This is a genomic window from Mesorhizobium qingshengii, assembly GCF_900103325.1.
GTDB lineage: Bacteria > Pseudomonadota > Alphaproteobacteria > Rhizobiales > Rhizobiaceae > Mesorhizobium > Mesorhizobium qingshengii.
Genome location: NZ_FMXM01000005.1, coordinates 202,455 through 216,721, shown reverse-complemented (window position 1 = coordinate 216,721; position 14,267 = coordinate 202,455). Strand labels below are relative to the sequence as shown.

Sequence of the window (14,267 nt, the reverse complement as noted above, 5' to 3'; positions counted from 1 at the left end):
TGCTGAGACCCTCTGGCGGGATCAGGCGAAGGCCCTGCCCTCCTCGGTGCGCTGGAAGAGCATCAAGTCCAACCCCAGGCTTGGCCGGCCGAGGATGGTCAGAATCGCATGCGCCTGGCCGCAGTGGTGGGTCTGGTGGTTGAAGACATGGTCCAGCGCCGGCGCCAGCCTTTGCGAGACGGTGCGCATGTCCGAGACCGTCATGTAGGTGAAGCGGCCCGTCAACGCCTTGTCGCTGAGGCCGCCGACCCAGCCGACGATCCTCTTGTCCTCGGCTTCGCGCGCCATCCTCAGGCCGGGCAAGGCCCGGTACAGGATGGCGTCCAGCGTCGTTGGCGCGTCGCCTTCGCCGGTAAAGCGCTTCATCCAGATGCGGTCGGCTGTCAGCAGGTGATTGAGCGTGCCCATCATCGAGCCGAAAAAAGCCCCGACGTCGCGGTTGAATTCCTCGTCGTCGAGCTCGGCGGCGGCATCATAGATGCGGCTATTGGCCCATTGATTGTAGGCCGCAAACATCATGAAATGCTGTCTCATGGCTTCCCTCGGCTCGCGTCGATACGGGGCCTACCTAACCCGCAGGAACGCCGACGCCAATGACCATTCTGCTCTATGACCTCGTCGGACGCGACACCACGCGCCCGTTCAGCCCGCATTGCTGGAAGGCGACGATGGCGCTGGCCCACAAAGGGCTCGAAGTCAGCACCGTGCCAACGCGCTTCCTCGAAGTGCCTGGTGTCGAGGGCGGCGTCTCGAAACTCGTTCCGGTGATCCGCGACGGCGAGAAGGTCGTCGCCGATTCCTTCGCCATCGCGCTCTATCTCGACGAGGCCTATCCGGATCGGCCGACACTGTTTGGCGGCGACGGCGGCAAGGCGATGGCGCGCTTCGTCGAGCGTTGGTCGCAACTGACTATCCATCCCTATGTCACCACCGCCGCGATCATGGACCTCCATGCCATGCAGGACACGGCAAACGCCGCCTATTTCCGTCAGAACCGGGAGCAGCGGCTCGGCAAGCGACTGGAGGATGTGATGGCCGCCCGGGATGCCGGGCTCGCCAACTTCAGAGCCTCGCTGGAGCCTTTGCGGTCGATGCTCGGCTATCAGCCATTCATCGGTGGCGCATCGCCGCTGTTTGCCGATTACATCGTCTTCGGCGCACTGCAATGGGCACGCATAGCCTCGCCTTACCAGTTGCTCGACGCCGGCGACGTGGTGGCGCAGTGGTTCGCCCGCTGCCTCGATCTGCATGGCGGGCTGGGGCGGAAGGTTGCCGCAGCGGCGTGACGCCGTAACGCCTGCTCTTACCGCAAGGCAGCATGAGAGCCGTCAGTCTCCTGCGAGAAAGATCAGCAGCGAGATGGCCGAGCCTTACTTGGCAGTCGCCTTTTTTGGCTTGCTTGTCTTCGTGGCAGCCATCGCCTCCTTGGGGGCGGCTTTTGCCTTGCCGGCACCAACTGCCTTCCTGGCGGGCTTCTTGGCTGCCGACGTCCCCGCGGCATCTTCCTGGTCGACATCGGCTATCGCCTGATGCCAATGACGCTCATGCTGGCCAGCCGGTTGTCCCTCTTGCAGCCAGATCTGATGCGCGCGGTTGCGAATGCGCTCCTGGCGATCGTTTGTCATGGTCATCCTGTCTCCGTTCGGGTCGACCTCAGCATGGGCGCCCACGACCGACTATAACAAGCAAAGCATTGCTTAACAGCCATCGGATCATACCTGCTGGTCCGCCTCGTTGGCGCCGGCCTGGCAGAGAAACGCGCACCGCACCGGCCCTTTACTATCGCTTCGGGCGTTCGCCACCCGGAAAGCCAAGCAATTGGCTTTCCGTCCGCTTCGCGGACCGTTCCTCACCCCTTGGCAATGGGCCGGGCGGCTTGTATAGACCCCGCCACTCTCAATTCCATTCTCAGACAAGGACGACCCATGGCGCTCGAACGCACCTTTTCCATGATCAAACCGGACGCAACCCGGCGCAACCTCACCGGCGCCATCACCAAGATGCTCGAAGACGCCGGCCTGCGCGTCATCGCCTCGCGCCGCGTTTGGATGAGCCGCCGCGAGGCGGAAGGTTTTTATGCCGTTCACAAGGACCGTCCGTTCTTCGGCGAACTGGTTGAGTTCATGTCCTCGGCCCCGACCGTCGTGCAGGTGCTGGAAGGCGAGAACGCCATTGCCCGCAACCGCGAAGTGATGGGTGCCACCAACCCGGCCAATGCCGCCGAAGGCACCATCCGCAAGGTGCATGCGCTGTCGATCGGCGAGAACTCGGTGCACGGCTCCGATGCGCCCGAGACCGCGGCACAGGAGATCAAATACTGGTTCTCGGACACAGAGATCGTCGGCTGAGCCGATATCAACAAGTCTGATTTGGAAAGGCCGGCGTTTCGCCGGCCTTTTTTATTGGCTGAACGGTCAGGTCTCGCGCCCGAACCGCGGCATGTCGGCATGCAGCCTGTCCATATGCCTTGAGCAGCATCGGCGCCAGCAGGCTAAGTCAGAGCGTCTGTTTCGGTCCGACAGTGTCGATATGCATGGCCAGGCCCAGCGCCCGACCATCAAGACACCTCAGCTTGCGGCGCTGAAGCGCAGGATCTCGCGGCCATCCTTGTCGGCAATGGCGAGCTTGCCGGCATCGACACTGTATGACGCAGCCTTGGCCAAGGCATCGAACAGCGCCTTTTCCTCGGCCATCACCTCCGGCGCGCAGGCCTTGTAGGTCGAGCCGATCTCGCTGATTGTGATCGCTTGGCCGTCGACCTTGGCCGTGGCGAAATAGGTGTTGCAAGGGCCGCTGCCGCCCGCCTTGCCGGCCTCGCTGACCCTGAACGTCGCTTGCGGCGCGGCGATGGCGCCTATGCCGTCGACATAGTCGACCAGCCACAGCTGACCAAAAACGGAAGCCGTCGGCTCGGTGCTCGGCGTGACCATCTTGAGCATGATGGTCTGCGGCACTTCGGTCAGCGGATCGACCTGATGGCGCACATCGGAGATGAACAGCAGCCTGTCGTCGACGGTGATCCGGGCCTGCAGCGCATAGGTCATCTGCGACCGGATGACGGAGGGGTCGAATTTGATCTCGAAGCTGATCGGCACCTGACCGGCAGGCTTGATATTCTGTTCGCCGATGATTTTGACCGGAGCATCCGCCAGCGAGACATCGGCAAGCTGGACGGAGAGCACGGCACTGGGCGGCAACGCGATGCGCTCGCGATAGATCACCTCGCCTTTCACGGCCTTTTCGGCGGCAACAGACAATTCCGGCACGGCCAACACGCCGACGACCAGCGGCACAAAACCGAAGACGAAGAATTCCGCGATCCTGTCCAGCATGACCATCTCCCTTTGCCCGGTCTACCAATGCCCCGGGCTGACCAACCGCGGTCAATTGGCCAAAGGATTGCGGTCAATGCATGGCTGCGGCTGGACTTTATTCGAGCGGTTTCCAGCGCTGTGCGGCCTTGGCGTCGGCCTCGTTGGCATCGACCCAGCCGCCCTCGGAGCCGTCAATGCGATGCTCCTTCTTCCAAAAAGGTGCGCGCGATTTCAAATAGTCCATGAGAAAGTTCGCTGCCTCGAATGCCGCATGGCGATGCGCCGAGGCGGCCACCACCAGCACGATGTTCTCCCCCGGCGCGATCTTGCCGTGGCGATGGATGGCGGTGAGGCCTTGAAGCGGCCAACGCTCGATCGCCTCGGTGGCGATGCGGGCGATCTCGGCCTCCGCCATGCCGGGATAGTGCTCGAGCTCAAGTGCCGAGAGGCTGCCTGCCTCGTCGCGGCAAAGGCCGGAGAAGGTGACCACAGCGCCAATATCGGCGCGGCCTTGCGTCAGCCTGGCAATCTCGGCGGCGACGTCGAAATCCTGCGCCTGGATGCGCACGAAAGGTACGACCGCGCCGGTCATTTTCAGCCCCCGGTCATCGGCGGGAACAGCGCGATCTCGCGCGCGCCCGATATCTTCTCGCCGTGGTCGACATGTTCCTGGTTGATGGCGACGCGGATCACATCGGGATATTGCAGTGCTTGCTCGTAGCCCTCGCCGCGCGATTTCAACCAGCGCAAGAGGTCGCCGACCGTCTCGATGCCATCAGGCAATTCAACGTCTTCCTCAGATGTGCCGATCCGTTCGCGCACCCAGGCGAAATAGATGAGCCGGGTCGCCATCTCATTCATCCATGATGTGCTTGAGGCCGGCGCGGAAATAGTCGTAGCCTGTGTAGAGCGTAACGAGCGCCGCGATCCACAGCAGCACCAGCCCGGTCTGCGTGGTCAGAGGGAAAATCTTGTCGCCGGCCGGACCGGCCAGCAGGAAGGCGATGGCGACCATTTGGATCGCGGTCTTCCACTTGGCAAGCTGCGTCACTGGCACCGAGACCTTGAGCGCCGCCAGATATTCGCGCAGACCCGAGACGAGGATTTCGCGGCACAGGATGATGATGGCGGCCCACAGCGACCAGCCGGCGATGCCTGCATGGCGATCGGTGTCGGCCGCCAGAAGCAAGAGGCAGGTGGCGACCAGCAATTTGTCGGCGATCGGATCAAGCATCTTGCCGATGTTGGAGGTCTGCTGCCAGGCGCGCGCCAGATAGCCATCCAGGTAATCGGTAATCGAAGCGAGCAAGAAGATGATCAGCGCCGACCAGCGGGCGAAGTCGCTCGATTTTAGATGCCCCTCCAGAAAAAAGCACAGCACGACCAACGGCACCGCGATGATGCGGGCATAGGTGAGCATGTTGGGCAGGTTGAACGCGCGCTTGGCCATGTCTTGGGGACTCTTTCTGCCTGCGTACTCAAATCAGATGCGAATGTGGGGGGTCAACAGGCCAAAATCGATTGGTCAGCCGAAAATAGCGATAAACCTCCTTAAAGTGTGATGCATGCCGCTGTCCCAAAACCGCTGCGCACTTTTGGGCCACGTGCATTCTTCCCCTTCATGCATGTCGTTGTCCCAAAACCGCTGCGCACTTTTTGGGCGACATGCATCAGCTCTCGTGGAAGTGATTGTAGACCAGTTTGGCAACCTGTTCGGAAATGCCGTCGACTTTCCTCAGATCCTCGATGGCGGCACGGCTGACCGCCTTGGCGGTGCCGAAATGCAGAAGCAGGGCGCGCTTGCGGCCGGGGCCGATGCCGCTGATCTCGTCGAGCGGGCTCTTGACCATTTCTTTCTTTCGGCGGGCCCGGTGCGAACCGATGGCGAAGCGGTGGACCTCGTCGCGCAGGCGCTGGACGAAATACAGCACCGGATCGCGAACCGGCAGTGAAAACGAGTCCCTGCCCCTCACGAAGAAGCGCTCGCGGCCGGCATCGCGGTCCTGGCCCTTGGCGATCCCGATCGCCACGACGCGGTCCTCGATGCCGAGATCCGAGAGGATCTTGCGCACTGCCGTCATCTGGCCTTGGCCGCCGTCGATCAGGATGACATCGGGCCAGGCAGGGAAGCTGCCGGAGATGTCCTCCTCGATATCATCGGTTGCCACCGCATCGTCGGGTGCAACATCGCCATGTTCCTTGAGCAGCCGCGAAAAACGCCGCTCCATCACCTCGCGCATCATGCCGAAATCGTCACCCGGCGTGATCTCTGTCGAGCGAATGTTGAACTTGCGGTACTGGTTCTTGACGAAGCCTTCCGGCCCGGCGACGACCATGGCGCCGACGGCGTTGGTGCCCATGATGTGCGAATTGTCGTAGACCTCGATGCGCACCGGCGGCTTGGGCAGGCCGAAGGTCTCGGCGAAGCCGGCAAGCAGCCGCCCTTGCGTGGAGGTTTCGGCCAGCCGGCGGCCGAGCGCCTCGCGTGCATTCTGCAAGGCGTTGTCGATCAAATCCTTCTTCTCGCCGCGCTGCGGCACCAGGATCGCGACCTTGCGGCCGGCCCGGGTCGACAGCGCCTCGGCCAGCAGTTCCTGATCCTCGACGCCATGCGACAGGAGGATCGCCCGTGGCGTCGGCTTGTCGTCATAGAACTGCGCCAGGAAGGAGCCCAGCACCTCGGCCGCTTCCAGCGCCGGATCGGCCTTGGGGAAATAGGCACGGTTGCCCCAGTTCTGGCCGGTGCGGAAGAAAAACACCTGGATACAGACCTGGCCGCCTTCCTGATGGATGGCGAAAACATCGGCCTCGTCGACGGTCGCCGGATTGATGCCCTGATGGCTCTGCACATGCGACAGGGCTGCGAGCCGGTCGCGATAGATGGCGGCGCGCTCGAAATCGAGGTCCTCGGAGGCCTGCTGCATGGCGGCGGAAATTTCCGTCTTCACCTTCTGGCTGCGGCCGGAGAGGAAATCCTTCGCCTCGGCGACCAGTTCGGCATAGTCCTGATGCGAGATCTCGCCGGTGCAGGGGCCAGCGCAGCGCTTGATCTGGTACAAAAGGCACGGCCGCGTGCGGTTCTCGTAAAACGAGTTGGTGCAACTCCTGAGCAGAAAGGCGCGCTGCAACGAATTGATGGTGCGGCCGACGGCGCCGGCCGAAGCAAAGGGGCCGAAATAATCGCCTTTGCGCGACCGCGCGCCGCGATGCTTGTAGATACCCGGCGAGACATGGTCGCCGGTCAGAAGGATATAGGGAAACGACTTGTCGTCGCGCATCAGAACATTGAATCGCGGCCGCAAGCGCTTGATAAGATTGGCTTCGAGCAGCAGTGCTTCGATCTCGGTGCGGGTGACGACGAACTCCATCGTCGACGTCTCGCGCACCATGCGGCCGATGCGATTGGTGTGGAAGCGGCCCTGCGCATAGTTGGTCACGCGCTTCTTCAGGCTGCGCGCCTTGCCGACATAGAGCACGTCACCAGCGGCGTTCATCATGCGGTAGACGCCGGGCGCGTTGGGCAGCCGCTTGACCAGCGTCTGGATCACCTCGGCACCGACCATGCCTTCGGCGTCGCCGGCATGCGGCGTCCAGTCGATAGCCGTGAACGCTACGTCCGGACCAGCGGGTTCGACGATCTCCTCCACCGTCTCGTCCTCCAGATCGATATCGGGGGGCAGATCGTCGGCGCCGCCGCGCGGCTTGTTCTTGTGGTCTACAGGACTCATTCCACCATGCCTGTCACATCGGGCGTCCGCCACGCAAGGTGTTGACCGCCATCGAGCGCGATCATCTGGCCGGTGACGGAGCGGGCTTCCCAGAGATAGCGGATGGTGGTACCGAATTCCGACAATTGCGGGCCGCGCTTGAGGATCAAACCCTCGACCTGCGCGTCGAAATCGCTGTCGTCCTGGCGAGCGTTCTTCAAGGTCGGCCCCGGACCGAGGCCGTTGACGCGGATGCACGGACCGAGCGCTTGCGCCATCATCTGCGTGGCCATCCACAGCGTCGACTTCGACAGCGCATAGGAGAAATAGCGTGGCGTCGGGCGCCAGACCCGCTGGTCGATGATGTTGACGATCAGCCCCTCCTGTCCCTCCGGCAACGCCCGTGCGAAGTTTTGCGAAAGCAGCGCCGGCGCCTTCACATGCACGGCAAAATGCCGGTCCCAGGCCCGCCAGTCGAAATCCAGAACCGAATCGTCCTCGAACAGCGACGCATTGTTGACCAGCAGCGAGATCGGTCCGAGTGCGGCTTCCGCCTCGCCGACGAGACCGCCGACGGCGTCCATATCGGTCAGATCGGCGCCGACAACCGCAGCGCGACCGCCGGCCTGGTTGATCTGGGCGGCCAATGCATCTCCCTCGGCGCGCGAGCGATTGCAGTGGATGGCGACGGCAAATCCGTGGGCAGCGAGATCCTCGACGATCGCCCTGCCGATCCGTTTTGCCCCGCCCGTCACCAGCGCCGTGGCGGTGGCTCTACTCATATGCTGTCAATCCTCAATTTGGGGCCGGAAAAACGGCGCCGGCGAAATATGGCCCGGCATGCGTTAAATGGCGTTCGCACCTTGGGCAGCATTGTGGCGAAACCGCCAGTTCGGCGTCTCGACTCGTCTTGGACTCGGAGCCGCCGACCGCAATATAGGGCGCTGGACTCCTTGCACCAAGCGGTGTGCAGCGCAGCATGAAGTGACTCCTGCCATTTCGCTGTTGCGAAGATGCAACGTCAAGGTTCCGCCTCATTCGCGCCGGGGAATGACCCAAGTTCAGGTTCGCTTCAGCCGCATTTTGACACGACATTTGGAACCGACGAACGCCAGATCCGTTTCACCCCCCGGACGGGTCGATGGCGATCGTGAGAAACAAGCCTGTGTCCTGTGGCTTAAGGAGTAAAGAACAATGCAAGCCAATCTTAAATTCGCACGGCCGTTGGCCGTAGCGCTGGGCCTCTTCGCCCTCAGTGGAACCGCTTATGCCGCGGACGTCGTTTCCGAAGAGCCGCCGGCACCCGCGCCGGTTGCTGAACTGCCTGTGGCGTCCTGGGCAGGTCCCTATGCCGGTATCAACCTTGGCTATGGCTTCAGCGGCCGTACCAAGGAGAAGGATTTTGGCGATTCGACCGATACGAAGGGTTTCATCGGCAGTGTCTTCGGCGGCTATCAGTGGCAGCAGGAGAACTTCGTCTACGGCGGTGAAGCCGAGCTCGGCTACAACGGCGTCAAGGGTGACGATAACGGTATCCACTCCAAGGCCGGCTTCGAAGGCTCGCTGCGTGCCCGTCTCGGCTACGCCGTGACCCCGGAAATCCTGCTCTACGGCACCGGCGGTCTCGCCGGCAGAAGCCTGAAGGTGGAGGATACCGACCTCGGCACCAGCGACCGCGCCACGATGATCGGCTGGACCGCCGGTCTCGGCACCGACATCAAGCTGACCGACAATGTCTTCGGCCGTGTCGAGTATCGCTACACCGACTTCGGCAGCAAGAGCTTCGACGGCGGCATTGGCAAGGTCAAGGCCACCGACAACCGCGTCACCTTCGGCGTCGGTATGAAGTTCTAAGTCGTTCAAGCCACGACACGAAAAAGCCGGGCCTCGCGCCCGGCTTTTTTATCTCCGACCACTTCGGGAGATCGGTCACCCGGGAATGCAGGGCTTCAGTTCTGGAAACTTCTCGTCGAAGCGCGCCGCCCACCGCGTCAGTCGGGCGCGACCCTTTTCCCATTTTCCGGCAAAACGCAGCGAGAGATAGCCAAGGCAGGCGCGCAACGCCATCTGGCCGACGGTGATCTTCTTCGGCAGTTTCGGCGGGTTGGCGTTGAGCAGGTCGAGTGCCTGCGTGATCTTCGCCCATTGGCGGTCGAGCCATGGCTGATAGACCATCTCCTCAGGCCGCGTGCGCCGCTCATAGACCATCGACAGCGCGCAATCACAGATGCCGTCGGCCAGCGCCTCCAGCACTTCCGCCTCTAGCCGCTTGTCGGGGTTGCGCGGAAACAGCGCGTTCTTCGACAGACGGTTGAGATGCTGGGTAATGGCGCGGCTGTCATGGATCGAACGGGCGTCATCCAGCACCAGCACCGGGATCTTGCCGAGCGGGTTGGCCTTGATCAGCACTGCCGGTTTGTCGTCGGTCTTGACCGGCACCGCCTCGATAGCAATGCCTGCATAGACCGCGGCCATGCGGACCTTGGAACTGTAGGGTGAAGAAGAGGCGTAGAGAAGTCTGGGCATGATTGGATTCCTGTTTGCCGACCAGCACTGTCAACCGGGAACGGTTGTCCCGGCAATGGCCAGGCGACAGAAAACCAGTTGCCAGAAAACCGCTGGCGGTTTCCCGACATGACCATTGTGACCTGACTACAGACGGATGCGCGATCCGCGCGGAGCGAGAGAAGAACGGAGCATCCGACCTGCTTCTCAATCTCTCGCAGCCCCGGCCTCGCGGCGGGGCATTCGTTTCACGACCAGGCGCGAAAAAACCCAAGCCGTGCGAGCAAGCGAGGCGGCCTGTCCGGCGCCTCGCTTTGCTGCCCTGACTCCCTTCCCCCACGTCCCGCGCATGGCCCGAAAACCGGTCCCGGTTTCCGGAATGATCATGCGCCGCTCGCAAGTGCCGGAGCGTTCTCTGCGCGTCCAGCAGGACACGCGCCGCCCCAGCAAGGCCTGGTCTACTTCTTGGCCGGCGCCTTCGCCTTTGCCGGCGCTGCCTTGGCCTTGGGTGCCGCGGCTTTCTTCACGGCGGGCTTGGTTGCCGCCGCCGCCGCTTTCTTGGCCGGCGCTGCCTTGGCGGCAGGCTTTGCTGCTGCCTTGGCGGCAGGCTTTGCCGCCGCCTTCGCGGGCGCTGCCTTCTTGGCTGCGGGTTTCGCTGCTGCCTTGGCCGCGGGCTTCTTGGCCGGTGCTGCCTTGGCCGCCGGCTTTGCCGCTGCCTTCGCGGGCGCTGCCTTCTTCACCGCCGGTTTTGCCGCGGCCTTGGCTGCAGGCTTCTTGGCCGGTGCGGCCTTCGCCGCCGGCTTCGCCGCAGCCTTCGCAGGCGCTGCTTTTTTCACTGCTACCGCGACCTTCGCCGTCGCTGCTTTCACGGGTGCTTTCTTTGCCGGTGTCTTGGATGCCGGCGCCTTAGACGACTGCTTCGCCATATCATGCCCCTTGCGTTACGCCGACGGCCGTGAATGACCTCGGCGGGCAATGCATATCTGACTCGCGGCTCTCTAGCCAGCGAAGCAATATACTGATTTTTGCAGATTAAGTTTTGGTTACGAAGGGCACCCGATCATGCTGATCGTCGCAAAGATGCGCTGCTGATCTTTGATTATTGCCGGCAGTCCGCCACCGACATTCTCCGCGCCCTGTCAGACCGATCTCTCCGCGAAGCTGCGAAGATCAGCGAGCGGCCTTGCGCCTTGATCTTCGACGGTGAAGATCATGACCTGCAGTTTATCGACACGATCGTCTTATGCAGGTGGGCGATCTACACAGATCACGAGAGCAATGCGATGGCCGATCACGCCACCACCTTGTCAAGCGCGATCCCCTCATCCGCACGTGAGTGGATTGACAGATAACTCTATACCACAGAGTATTCTGTACAAAATGCAGGAGTGCTTCGATGTCGATCGCACAAGAGCAAGCGTTGTCGCTGCCCGAGATCGCCGAGGCGATGCCCCATGGATGCGGCCGCGTAGGCGAGGGTATCCGGCCGCGCCGCGCCGGAGCCAAATGATGGGCGCCGACGAAATCATCCACCAGAGCACGCGGCTCAGGATCATGGCCGCCCTGAACACGCTGGAAAGACGCGAGGCACTGGAGTTCACCCGGCTGAAGGCTATCGTGAACGTCACCGACGGCAATCTCGGCGCACATATCGATATGCTCGCAAGGGTTGGCTATGTCGACGTCGAAAAGCTGTTCGTCGGGCGCCGGCCGCAGACGCGCGTCAAGGCGACGACGGCCGGACGGCGCGCGTTCCGCGGTCACGTTGCCTTTCTGCGCAAGATTCTCGATCAGGCCGAGGCCGCGCCGCGCGGAAAATAGAGCGGTGACCAGCCATACCTCTCAGCGCGTGACGACCACGGCAACGCCGGCGCCGATCATCACACCGCCCGCAGCACGGTTGACCCGGTGAAAAGGGATCGAGAAGGGAAAACCGCGCTCAGCGCAGGACGCGGCAGCGGCCGTTGTAGACCATCCAGCGGTCGAAGCCCGAGACGCAGAATTCGACATTGTCGCCGATCGAGGCAAAGCCCTGCCCTTCCTCGATCAGGTACCAGATGGCGCGGTCGCGGCCGTCGGAGAGGCTGACGGTGGCGCCGCAATAGCGGCGGCCGATCGGCCAGGTCTCGCTGGCCGGTAGATAGCGGTGTTGATGGATGCGGTGAAAATCGGTGATCTGCACGTCCGGCAGGTGCGGCACGTGATGCACCTGGTAAGAGAAGCGGCTGGTGATCTTGTTGAGCACCCAGGTCTGGCCGCAGATGCCGCCATCGTCATCGGAATAGACGCCAAGGTCGGCCGCCTGCACGGACTGGGTGACGCCGAGAGGCGCGGCAAGCGGAGTGCAGAGCGAAATCAGGGCAGCAAGGGCGGATTTGGCGAAGCGAGTCATGGCAGCCTCTCAAGGTCGGTTGCGCGCACTGTGCGGATTCGCTTGGCGGCGGTCAAGCGGTTGCATCGACGATGGTTTCCCAGCCGGAAACTGCTCTTGGCCAAGCGGGGCCTTGCGTGGAACCGAAATGGCTCCCGCACGTTGGTAGCCGGACCCAAGAGAGCGCAAGCCCCTGGGCCGTAAAAGAGCCCGCCTTCCCGCCCCCTCCGGAACGCGGGCTTTTTCGCGCCTACTGGCGTTTCATTGCCTCGCTTCGATGATGCCGCCGCGACCCTACTCGCCGGCCAGCCAGTCGAGAGACCAATGCGCCGGCTTTTCCACGGCAAGCAATCTGTGCAGCGCCGGCAGCACGGTTCGCAGTTCGCCTTCCAGCGTGAATGGCGGGTTGACCACCACCATGCCGCTGCCGTCGAGGCTTGGTTCGGTCGAAGGCGGCCTGATCTCGAATTCTATGTCGAGCAGCTTGGGGATACCGGACTGCCTCAGCGCCTTTCTGAAGGCGATGATCGCCCTGCGGTCCTTGATCGGATACCACAGCGCATAGATGCCGCCGGGCCACCGCTTGTGCGCCCTTTCGAGCCCATCGACGAGGCGGTCGAATTCGCCCGCTTCCTCGAATGGCGGATCGATGAGCACCAGACCGCGCTTTTCCTTCGGCGGCAGATGCGCCCCGAGCGCCAGCCAGCCGTCGAGTTCCATCACCCTCGTCTGGAAATCGCCGCCGAATTCGGCCTTCAGCCTCGCGGCATCCTTGGGATGCAGCTCGATCGCTGACAGCCGGTCCTGCTTGCGCATGAGGTGCCGCGCGATCAGCGGCGAGCCCGGATATCTCTTCACGCCGCCATCAGGGTTGAGCGACCGAACTGCCTCGAGATAGGGCGCGAGCAGCGCCGCCGCCGACGCGTCGAACGAAGCATCGATCAGCCGACCGATGCCGCCTTGCCACTCTCCGGTCTTCTGCGCTTCGACCGACGACAGATCGTAGCGGCCGATGCCGGCATGGGTGTCGATGACGCGAAACGCCTTGTCCTTCTGTTTGAGATATTCAAGCAACCGTGTCAGCACGACATGCTTGACGACGTCAGCAAAATTTCCGGCGTGGTAGGCGTGGCGGTAGTTCAAGCGGAACCCCTGCCCCAGCGCGTCGGCGGCTGCGAGTTCGGGTTTTCCGGCCGGCCGCCGCGGCCACCAAAACGCATGGCCAGCACCAACCCAATCAGACCGACGGCCATCAGCGAATAGCCGACTGGCCGCGCGCGACCGTCGATCTCGCCGAAACCGGAGCGCAGGATGAGGTCGACCGCCCGCATCGGGATGTCTTCGGCGTCGCCCGGGCCGACGGTGAAAGTGTAGGGACCGGGGCTGACCGCCGGTATCAGGCCGGCCTCATCGCGAAAAATCTTGTCGGGCAGTTGTGGGCTGGCCTGGCGCGGATTGTCGGAATGGTTGAACTGCAGCGTCGAGGCGAGCACCGTCCGGCCATTGGTGGCGGCGGTCAGCGTCAGCACCGTGCGCTGCTGCGAAACGATGCGCTCGGCCCTGGCGGTCAGGTCGACCAACACCCGCACCGGCGCGTCGCGGCCGGAGAGCGGCACCGTCAGCGGCTTGAACCGGCCTTGCTCGTAGACCCGCCAAGTGCCGATCTCATGACCGGAGAAATTGGTCATCGCCCAGGGATAGATGACACCGATGCCGGTGCCGGCGAGCAGGATCAGGAGAAACAGAAAGCGCATTCAGAAAGTCACCTTGTAATCGCACCGTGCCGGACAACCAGCCTGTATTGGTCCGTTGCGCAGTTCCATTTCGTCCAGCAACGCGCGGACTCCATCTTGTCCAGCAGTATGTCGAGACCGCCCGAATGTCTTGTCGAATCCCGTGACGTCAAGAAGTGCCGCTGCCTACGCCTTGCGCTCCCAGCGGCGATCCGGCGTCTGCTGCCAGTAAGTCACCGCATGGCCAGCGTCCTTCATCGTCTTCCAGTGCCCCCGGGCTGCTTCGACCTGGGCGGCATCGTGGCCGTCGAACAGGAACACGGCGCGCTCATAGCCGCCAAGCTCGGGCGGCATGGCGCCGTCGACCAGAAACCTTATCTTTGCCTCGTTCGGGTTGCCGTCTCCGGTCGTCAACAGGATCGGTTGTTCATCGGGATAAGCCTCACGATCGGTCGCATGGGCGAGGAACGAATCGTCGCGGAAGGTCCACAGATGCTGGTCGAGCGCGTCGCGGCGCTCCTCGGTGCCGGCCTGCACCACGACACGCCAACCACGGTCGATGCTGCGCTCCAGCAGGCCGGGCAGCGCATCTTCCAGCGTTGATTCGGTCAGATGGTAGAAGAGGACGTCGGCCATG

At 62.9% G+C, this 14,267-nt stretch carries 19 protein-coding genes; 5 read left to right on the top strand and 14 right to left on the bottom strand.

Features of this window, described 5'->3' with window-relative positions; genetic code table 11:
• Positions 1 to 21: 21 nt before the first annotated feature.
• On the bottom strand, positions 22 to 534 hold the full coding sequence (locus BLS48_RS10055; protein ID WP_091577239.1) for a DinB family protein: 513 nt from the start codon (positions 532 to 534) through the stop codon (positions 22 to 24).
• 59 nt (positions 535 to 593) lie between these two features.
• On the opposite strand from BLS48_RS10055, the gene BLS48_RS10050 reads away from it, so the two are divergent.
• Positions 594 to 1,286, top strand: coding sequence for a glutathione S-transferase family protein (locus BLS48_RS10050; protein WP_091577237.1), 693 nt, complete (start codon positions 594 to 596; stop codon positions 1,284 to 1,286).
• Positions 1,287 to 1,370: 84 nt separating this feature from the next.
• Here the strand turns inward: BLS48_RS10050 and BLS48_RS10045 are convergent, their stop codons facing one another.
• Entirely contained in the window at positions 1,371 to 1,631 is a 261-nt protein-coding gene (locus BLS48_RS10045; RefSeq protein ID WP_091577580.1) for a DUF2934 domain-containing protein, read from the bottom strand.
• Between the two features lie 294 nt (positions 1,632 to 1,925).
• Here BLS48_RS10045 and ndk point away from each other — a divergent pair, with 294 nt between their 5' ends.
• On the top strand, positions 1,926 to 2,348 hold the full coding sequence (gene ndk, locus BLS48_RS10040) for a nucleoside-diphosphate kinase (RefSeq protein WP_091577236.1): 423 nt from the start codon (positions 1,926 to 1,928) through the stop codon (positions 2,346 to 2,348).
• A gap of 219 nt (positions 2,349 to 2,567) precedes the next feature.
• Here ndk and BLS48_RS10035 read toward each other — a convergent pair whose 3' ends face one another.
• From BLS48_RS10035 to BLS48_RS10010, 6 genes are all read right to left on the bottom strand, one after another.
• Positions 2,568 to 3,332 carry a YbaY family lipoprotein gene (locus tag BLS48_RS10035; RefSeq protein ID WP_091577578.1) on the bottom strand — a complete coding sequence of 255 codons (765 nt, stop codon included), beginning with the start codon at positions 3,330 to 3,332 and terminating at the stop codon, positions 2,568 to 2,570.
• Between the two features lie 97 nt (positions 3,333 to 3,429).
• Positions 3,430 to 3,906 carry a molybdenum cofactor biosynthesis protein MoaE gene (locus BLS48_RS10030; RefSeq protein WP_091577234.1) on the bottom strand — a complete coding sequence of 159 codons (477 nt, stop codon included), beginning with the start codon at positions 3,904 to 3,906 and terminating at the stop codon, positions 3,430 to 3,432.
• Positions 3,907 to 3,908: 2 nt separating this feature from the next.
• On the bottom strand, positions 3,909 to 4,166 hold the full coding sequence (gene moaD, locus BLS48_RS10025) for a molybdopterin converting factor subunit 1 (protein ID WP_091577233.1): 258 nt from the start codon (positions 4,164 to 4,166) through the stop codon (positions 3,909 to 3,911).
• Position 4,167: 1 nt separating this feature from the next.
• Positions 4,168 to 4,764 carry a CDP-diacylglycerol--glycerol-3-phosphate 3-phosphatidyltransferase gene (gene pgsA, locus BLS48_RS10020; RefSeq protein WP_091577231.1) on the bottom strand — a complete coding sequence of 199 codons (597 nt, stop codon included), beginning with the start codon at positions 4,762 to 4,764 and terminating at the stop codon, positions 4,168 to 4,170.
• Between the two features lie 220 nt (positions 4,765 to 4,984).
• Positions 4,985 to 7,042 (bottom strand): excinuclease ABC subunit UvrC, encoded by a 2,058-nt coding sequence (uvrC, locus tag BLS48_RS10015; protein ID WP_091577229.1) that lies wholly within the window; start codon positions 7,040 to 7,042, stop codon positions 4,985 to 4,987.
• Positions 7,039 to 7,803, bottom strand: coding sequence for an SDR family oxidoreductase (locus BLS48_RS10010; protein ID WP_091577227.1), 765 nt, complete (start codon positions 7,801 to 7,803; stop codon positions 7,039 to 7,041). Before BLS48_RS10010 ends, uvrC begins: the two co-directional genes overlap by 4 nt.
• 412 nt (positions 7,804 to 8,215) lie before the next feature.
• Between BLS48_RS10010 and BLS48_RS10005 the strand changes: the two genes are divergently transcribed.
• Entirely contained in the window at positions 8,216 to 8,875 is a 660-nt protein-coding gene (locus BLS48_RS10005; RefSeq protein WP_091577225.1) for an outer membrane protein, read from the top strand.
• A 75-nt stretch (positions 8,876 to 8,950) separates the two neighbouring features.
• On the opposite strand, the gene BLS48_RS10000 is transcribed toward BLS48_RS10005, so the two are convergent.
• On the bottom strand, positions 8,951 to 9,547 hold the full coding sequence (locus tag BLS48_RS10000; RefSeq protein WP_091577224.1) for a glutathione S-transferase family protein: 597 nt from the start codon (positions 9,545 to 9,547) through the stop codon (positions 8,951 to 8,953).
• 437 nt (positions 9,548 to 9,984) lie between these two features.
• Complete coding sequence (locus tag BLS48_RS09995) at positions 9,985 to 10,395, bottom strand: hypothetical protein (protein ID WP_208604604.1); 411 nt, start codon at positions 10,393 to 10,395, stop codon at positions 9,985 to 9,987.
• Between the two features lie 156 nt (positions 10,396 to 10,551).
• Between BLS48_RS09995 and BLS48_RS35930 the strand changes: the two genes are divergently transcribed.
• Entirely contained in the window at positions 10,552 to 10,878 is a 327-nt protein-coding gene (locus BLS48_RS35930) for a hypothetical protein (protein WP_091577220.1), read from the top strand.
• Positions 10,879 to 11,035: 157 nt separating this feature from the next.
• On the top strand, positions 11,036 to 11,347 hold the full coding sequence (locus BLS48_RS09985; protein WP_091577219.1) for a transcriptional regulator: 312 nt from the start codon (positions 11,036 to 11,038) through the stop codon (positions 11,345 to 11,347).
• Positions 11,348 to 11,465: 118 nt separating this feature from the next.
• Here the strand turns inward: BLS48_RS09985 and BLS48_RS09980 are convergent, their stop codons facing one another.
• The 4 genes from BLS48_RS09980 to BLS48_RS09965 all read right to left on the bottom strand — a co-directional run bounded on the left by BLS48_RS09980 (position 11,466) and on the right by BLS48_RS09965 (position 14,266).
• Positions 11,466 to 11,918 carry a hypothetical protein gene (locus BLS48_RS09980; RefSeq protein ID WP_091577218.1) on the bottom strand — a complete coding sequence of 151 codons (453 nt, stop codon included), beginning with the start codon at positions 11,916 to 11,918 and terminating at the stop codon, positions 11,466 to 11,468.
• Positions 11,919 to 12,191: 273 nt separating this feature from the next.
• Complete coding sequence (locus BLS48_RS09975; protein ID WP_091577216.1) at positions 12,192 to 13,040, bottom strand: 23S rRNA (adenine(2030)-N(6))-methyltransferase RlmJ; 849 nt, start codon at positions 13,038 to 13,040, stop codon at positions 12,192 to 12,194.
• Positions 13,037 to 13,651: a hypothetical protein gene (locus BLS48_RS09970; RefSeq protein ID WP_091577215.1), complete on the bottom strand. Its 615-nt coding sequence runs from the start codon at positions 13,649 to 13,651 to the stop codon at positions 13,037 to 13,039. Before BLS48_RS09970 ends, BLS48_RS09975 begins: the two co-directional genes overlap by 4 nt.
• Before the next feature lie 165 nt (positions 13,652 to 13,816).
• Positions 13,817 to 14,266 (bottom strand): DNA polymerase III subunit chi, encoded by a 450-nt coding sequence (locus tag BLS48_RS09965; protein ID WP_091577213.1) that lies wholly within the window; start codon positions 14,264 to 14,266, stop codon positions 13,817 to 13,819.
• Position 14,267 lies beyond the last annotated feature (1 nt).

Bases quoted from the DNA above. Each gene is read 5' to 3' on its own strand.
- BLS48_RS10055 (WP_091577239.1), bottom strand. From the start codon at position 534: ATGAGACAGCATTTCATGATGTTTGCGGCCTACAATCAATGGGCCAAT.
- BLS48_RS10050 (WP_091577237.1), top strand. From the start codon at position 594: ATGACCATTCTGCTCTATGACCTCGTCGGACGCGACACCACGCGCCCG.
- BLS48_RS10045 (WP_091577580.1), bottom strand. From the start codon at position 1,631: ATGACCATGACAAACGATCGCCAGGAGCGCATTCGCAACCGCGCGCAT.
- ndk (WP_091577236.1), top strand. From the start codon at position 1,926: ATGGCGCTCGAACGCACCTTTTCCATGATCAAACCGGACGCAACCCGG.
- BLS48_RS10035 (WP_091577578.1), bottom strand. From the start codon at position 3,332: ATGCTGGACAGGATCGCGGAATTCTTCGTCTTCGGTTTTGTGCCGCTG.
- BLS48_RS10030 (WP_091577234.1), bottom strand. From the start codon at position 3,906: ATGACCGGCGCGGTCGTACCTTTCGTGCGCATCCAGGCGCAGGATTTC.
- moaD (WP_091577233.1), bottom strand. From the start codon at position 4,166: ATGGCGACCCGGCTCATCTATTTCGCCTGGGTGCGCGAACGGATCGGC.
- pgsA (WP_091577231.1), bottom strand. From the start codon at position 4,764: ATGGCCAAGCGCGCGTTCAACCTGCCCAACATGCTCACCTATGCCCGC.
- uvrC (WP_091577229.1), bottom strand. From the start codon at position 7,042: ATGAGTCCTGTAGACCACAAGAACAAGCCGCGCGGCGGCGCCGACGAT.
- BLS48_RS10010 (WP_091577227.1), bottom strand. From the start codon at position 7,803: ATGAGTAGAGCCACCGCCACGGCGCTGGTGACGGGCGGGGCAAAACGG.
- BLS48_RS10005 (WP_091577225.1), top strand. From the start codon at position 8,216: ATGCAAGCCAATCTTAAATTCGCACGGCCGTTGGCCGTAGCGCTGGGC.
- BLS48_RS10000 (WP_091577224.1), bottom strand. From the start codon at position 9,547: ATGCCCAGACTTCTCTACGCCTCTTCTTCACCCTACAGTTCCAAGGTC.
- BLS48_RS09985 (WP_091577219.1), top strand. From the start codon at position 11,036: ATGGGCGCCGACGAAATCATCCACCAGAGCACGCGGCTCAGGATCATG.
- BLS48_RS09980 (WP_091577218.1), bottom strand. From the start codon at position 11,918: ATGACTCGCTTCGCCAAATCCGCCCTTGCTGCCCTGATTTCGCTCTGC.
- BLS48_RS09970 (WP_091577215.1), bottom strand. From the start codon at position 13,651: ATGCGCTTTCTGTTTCTCCTGATCCTGCTCGCCGGCACCGGCATCGGT.
- BLS48_RS09965 (WP_091577213.1), bottom strand. From the start codon at position 14,266: ATGGCCGACGTCCTCTTCTACCATCTGACCGAATCAACGCTGGAAGAT.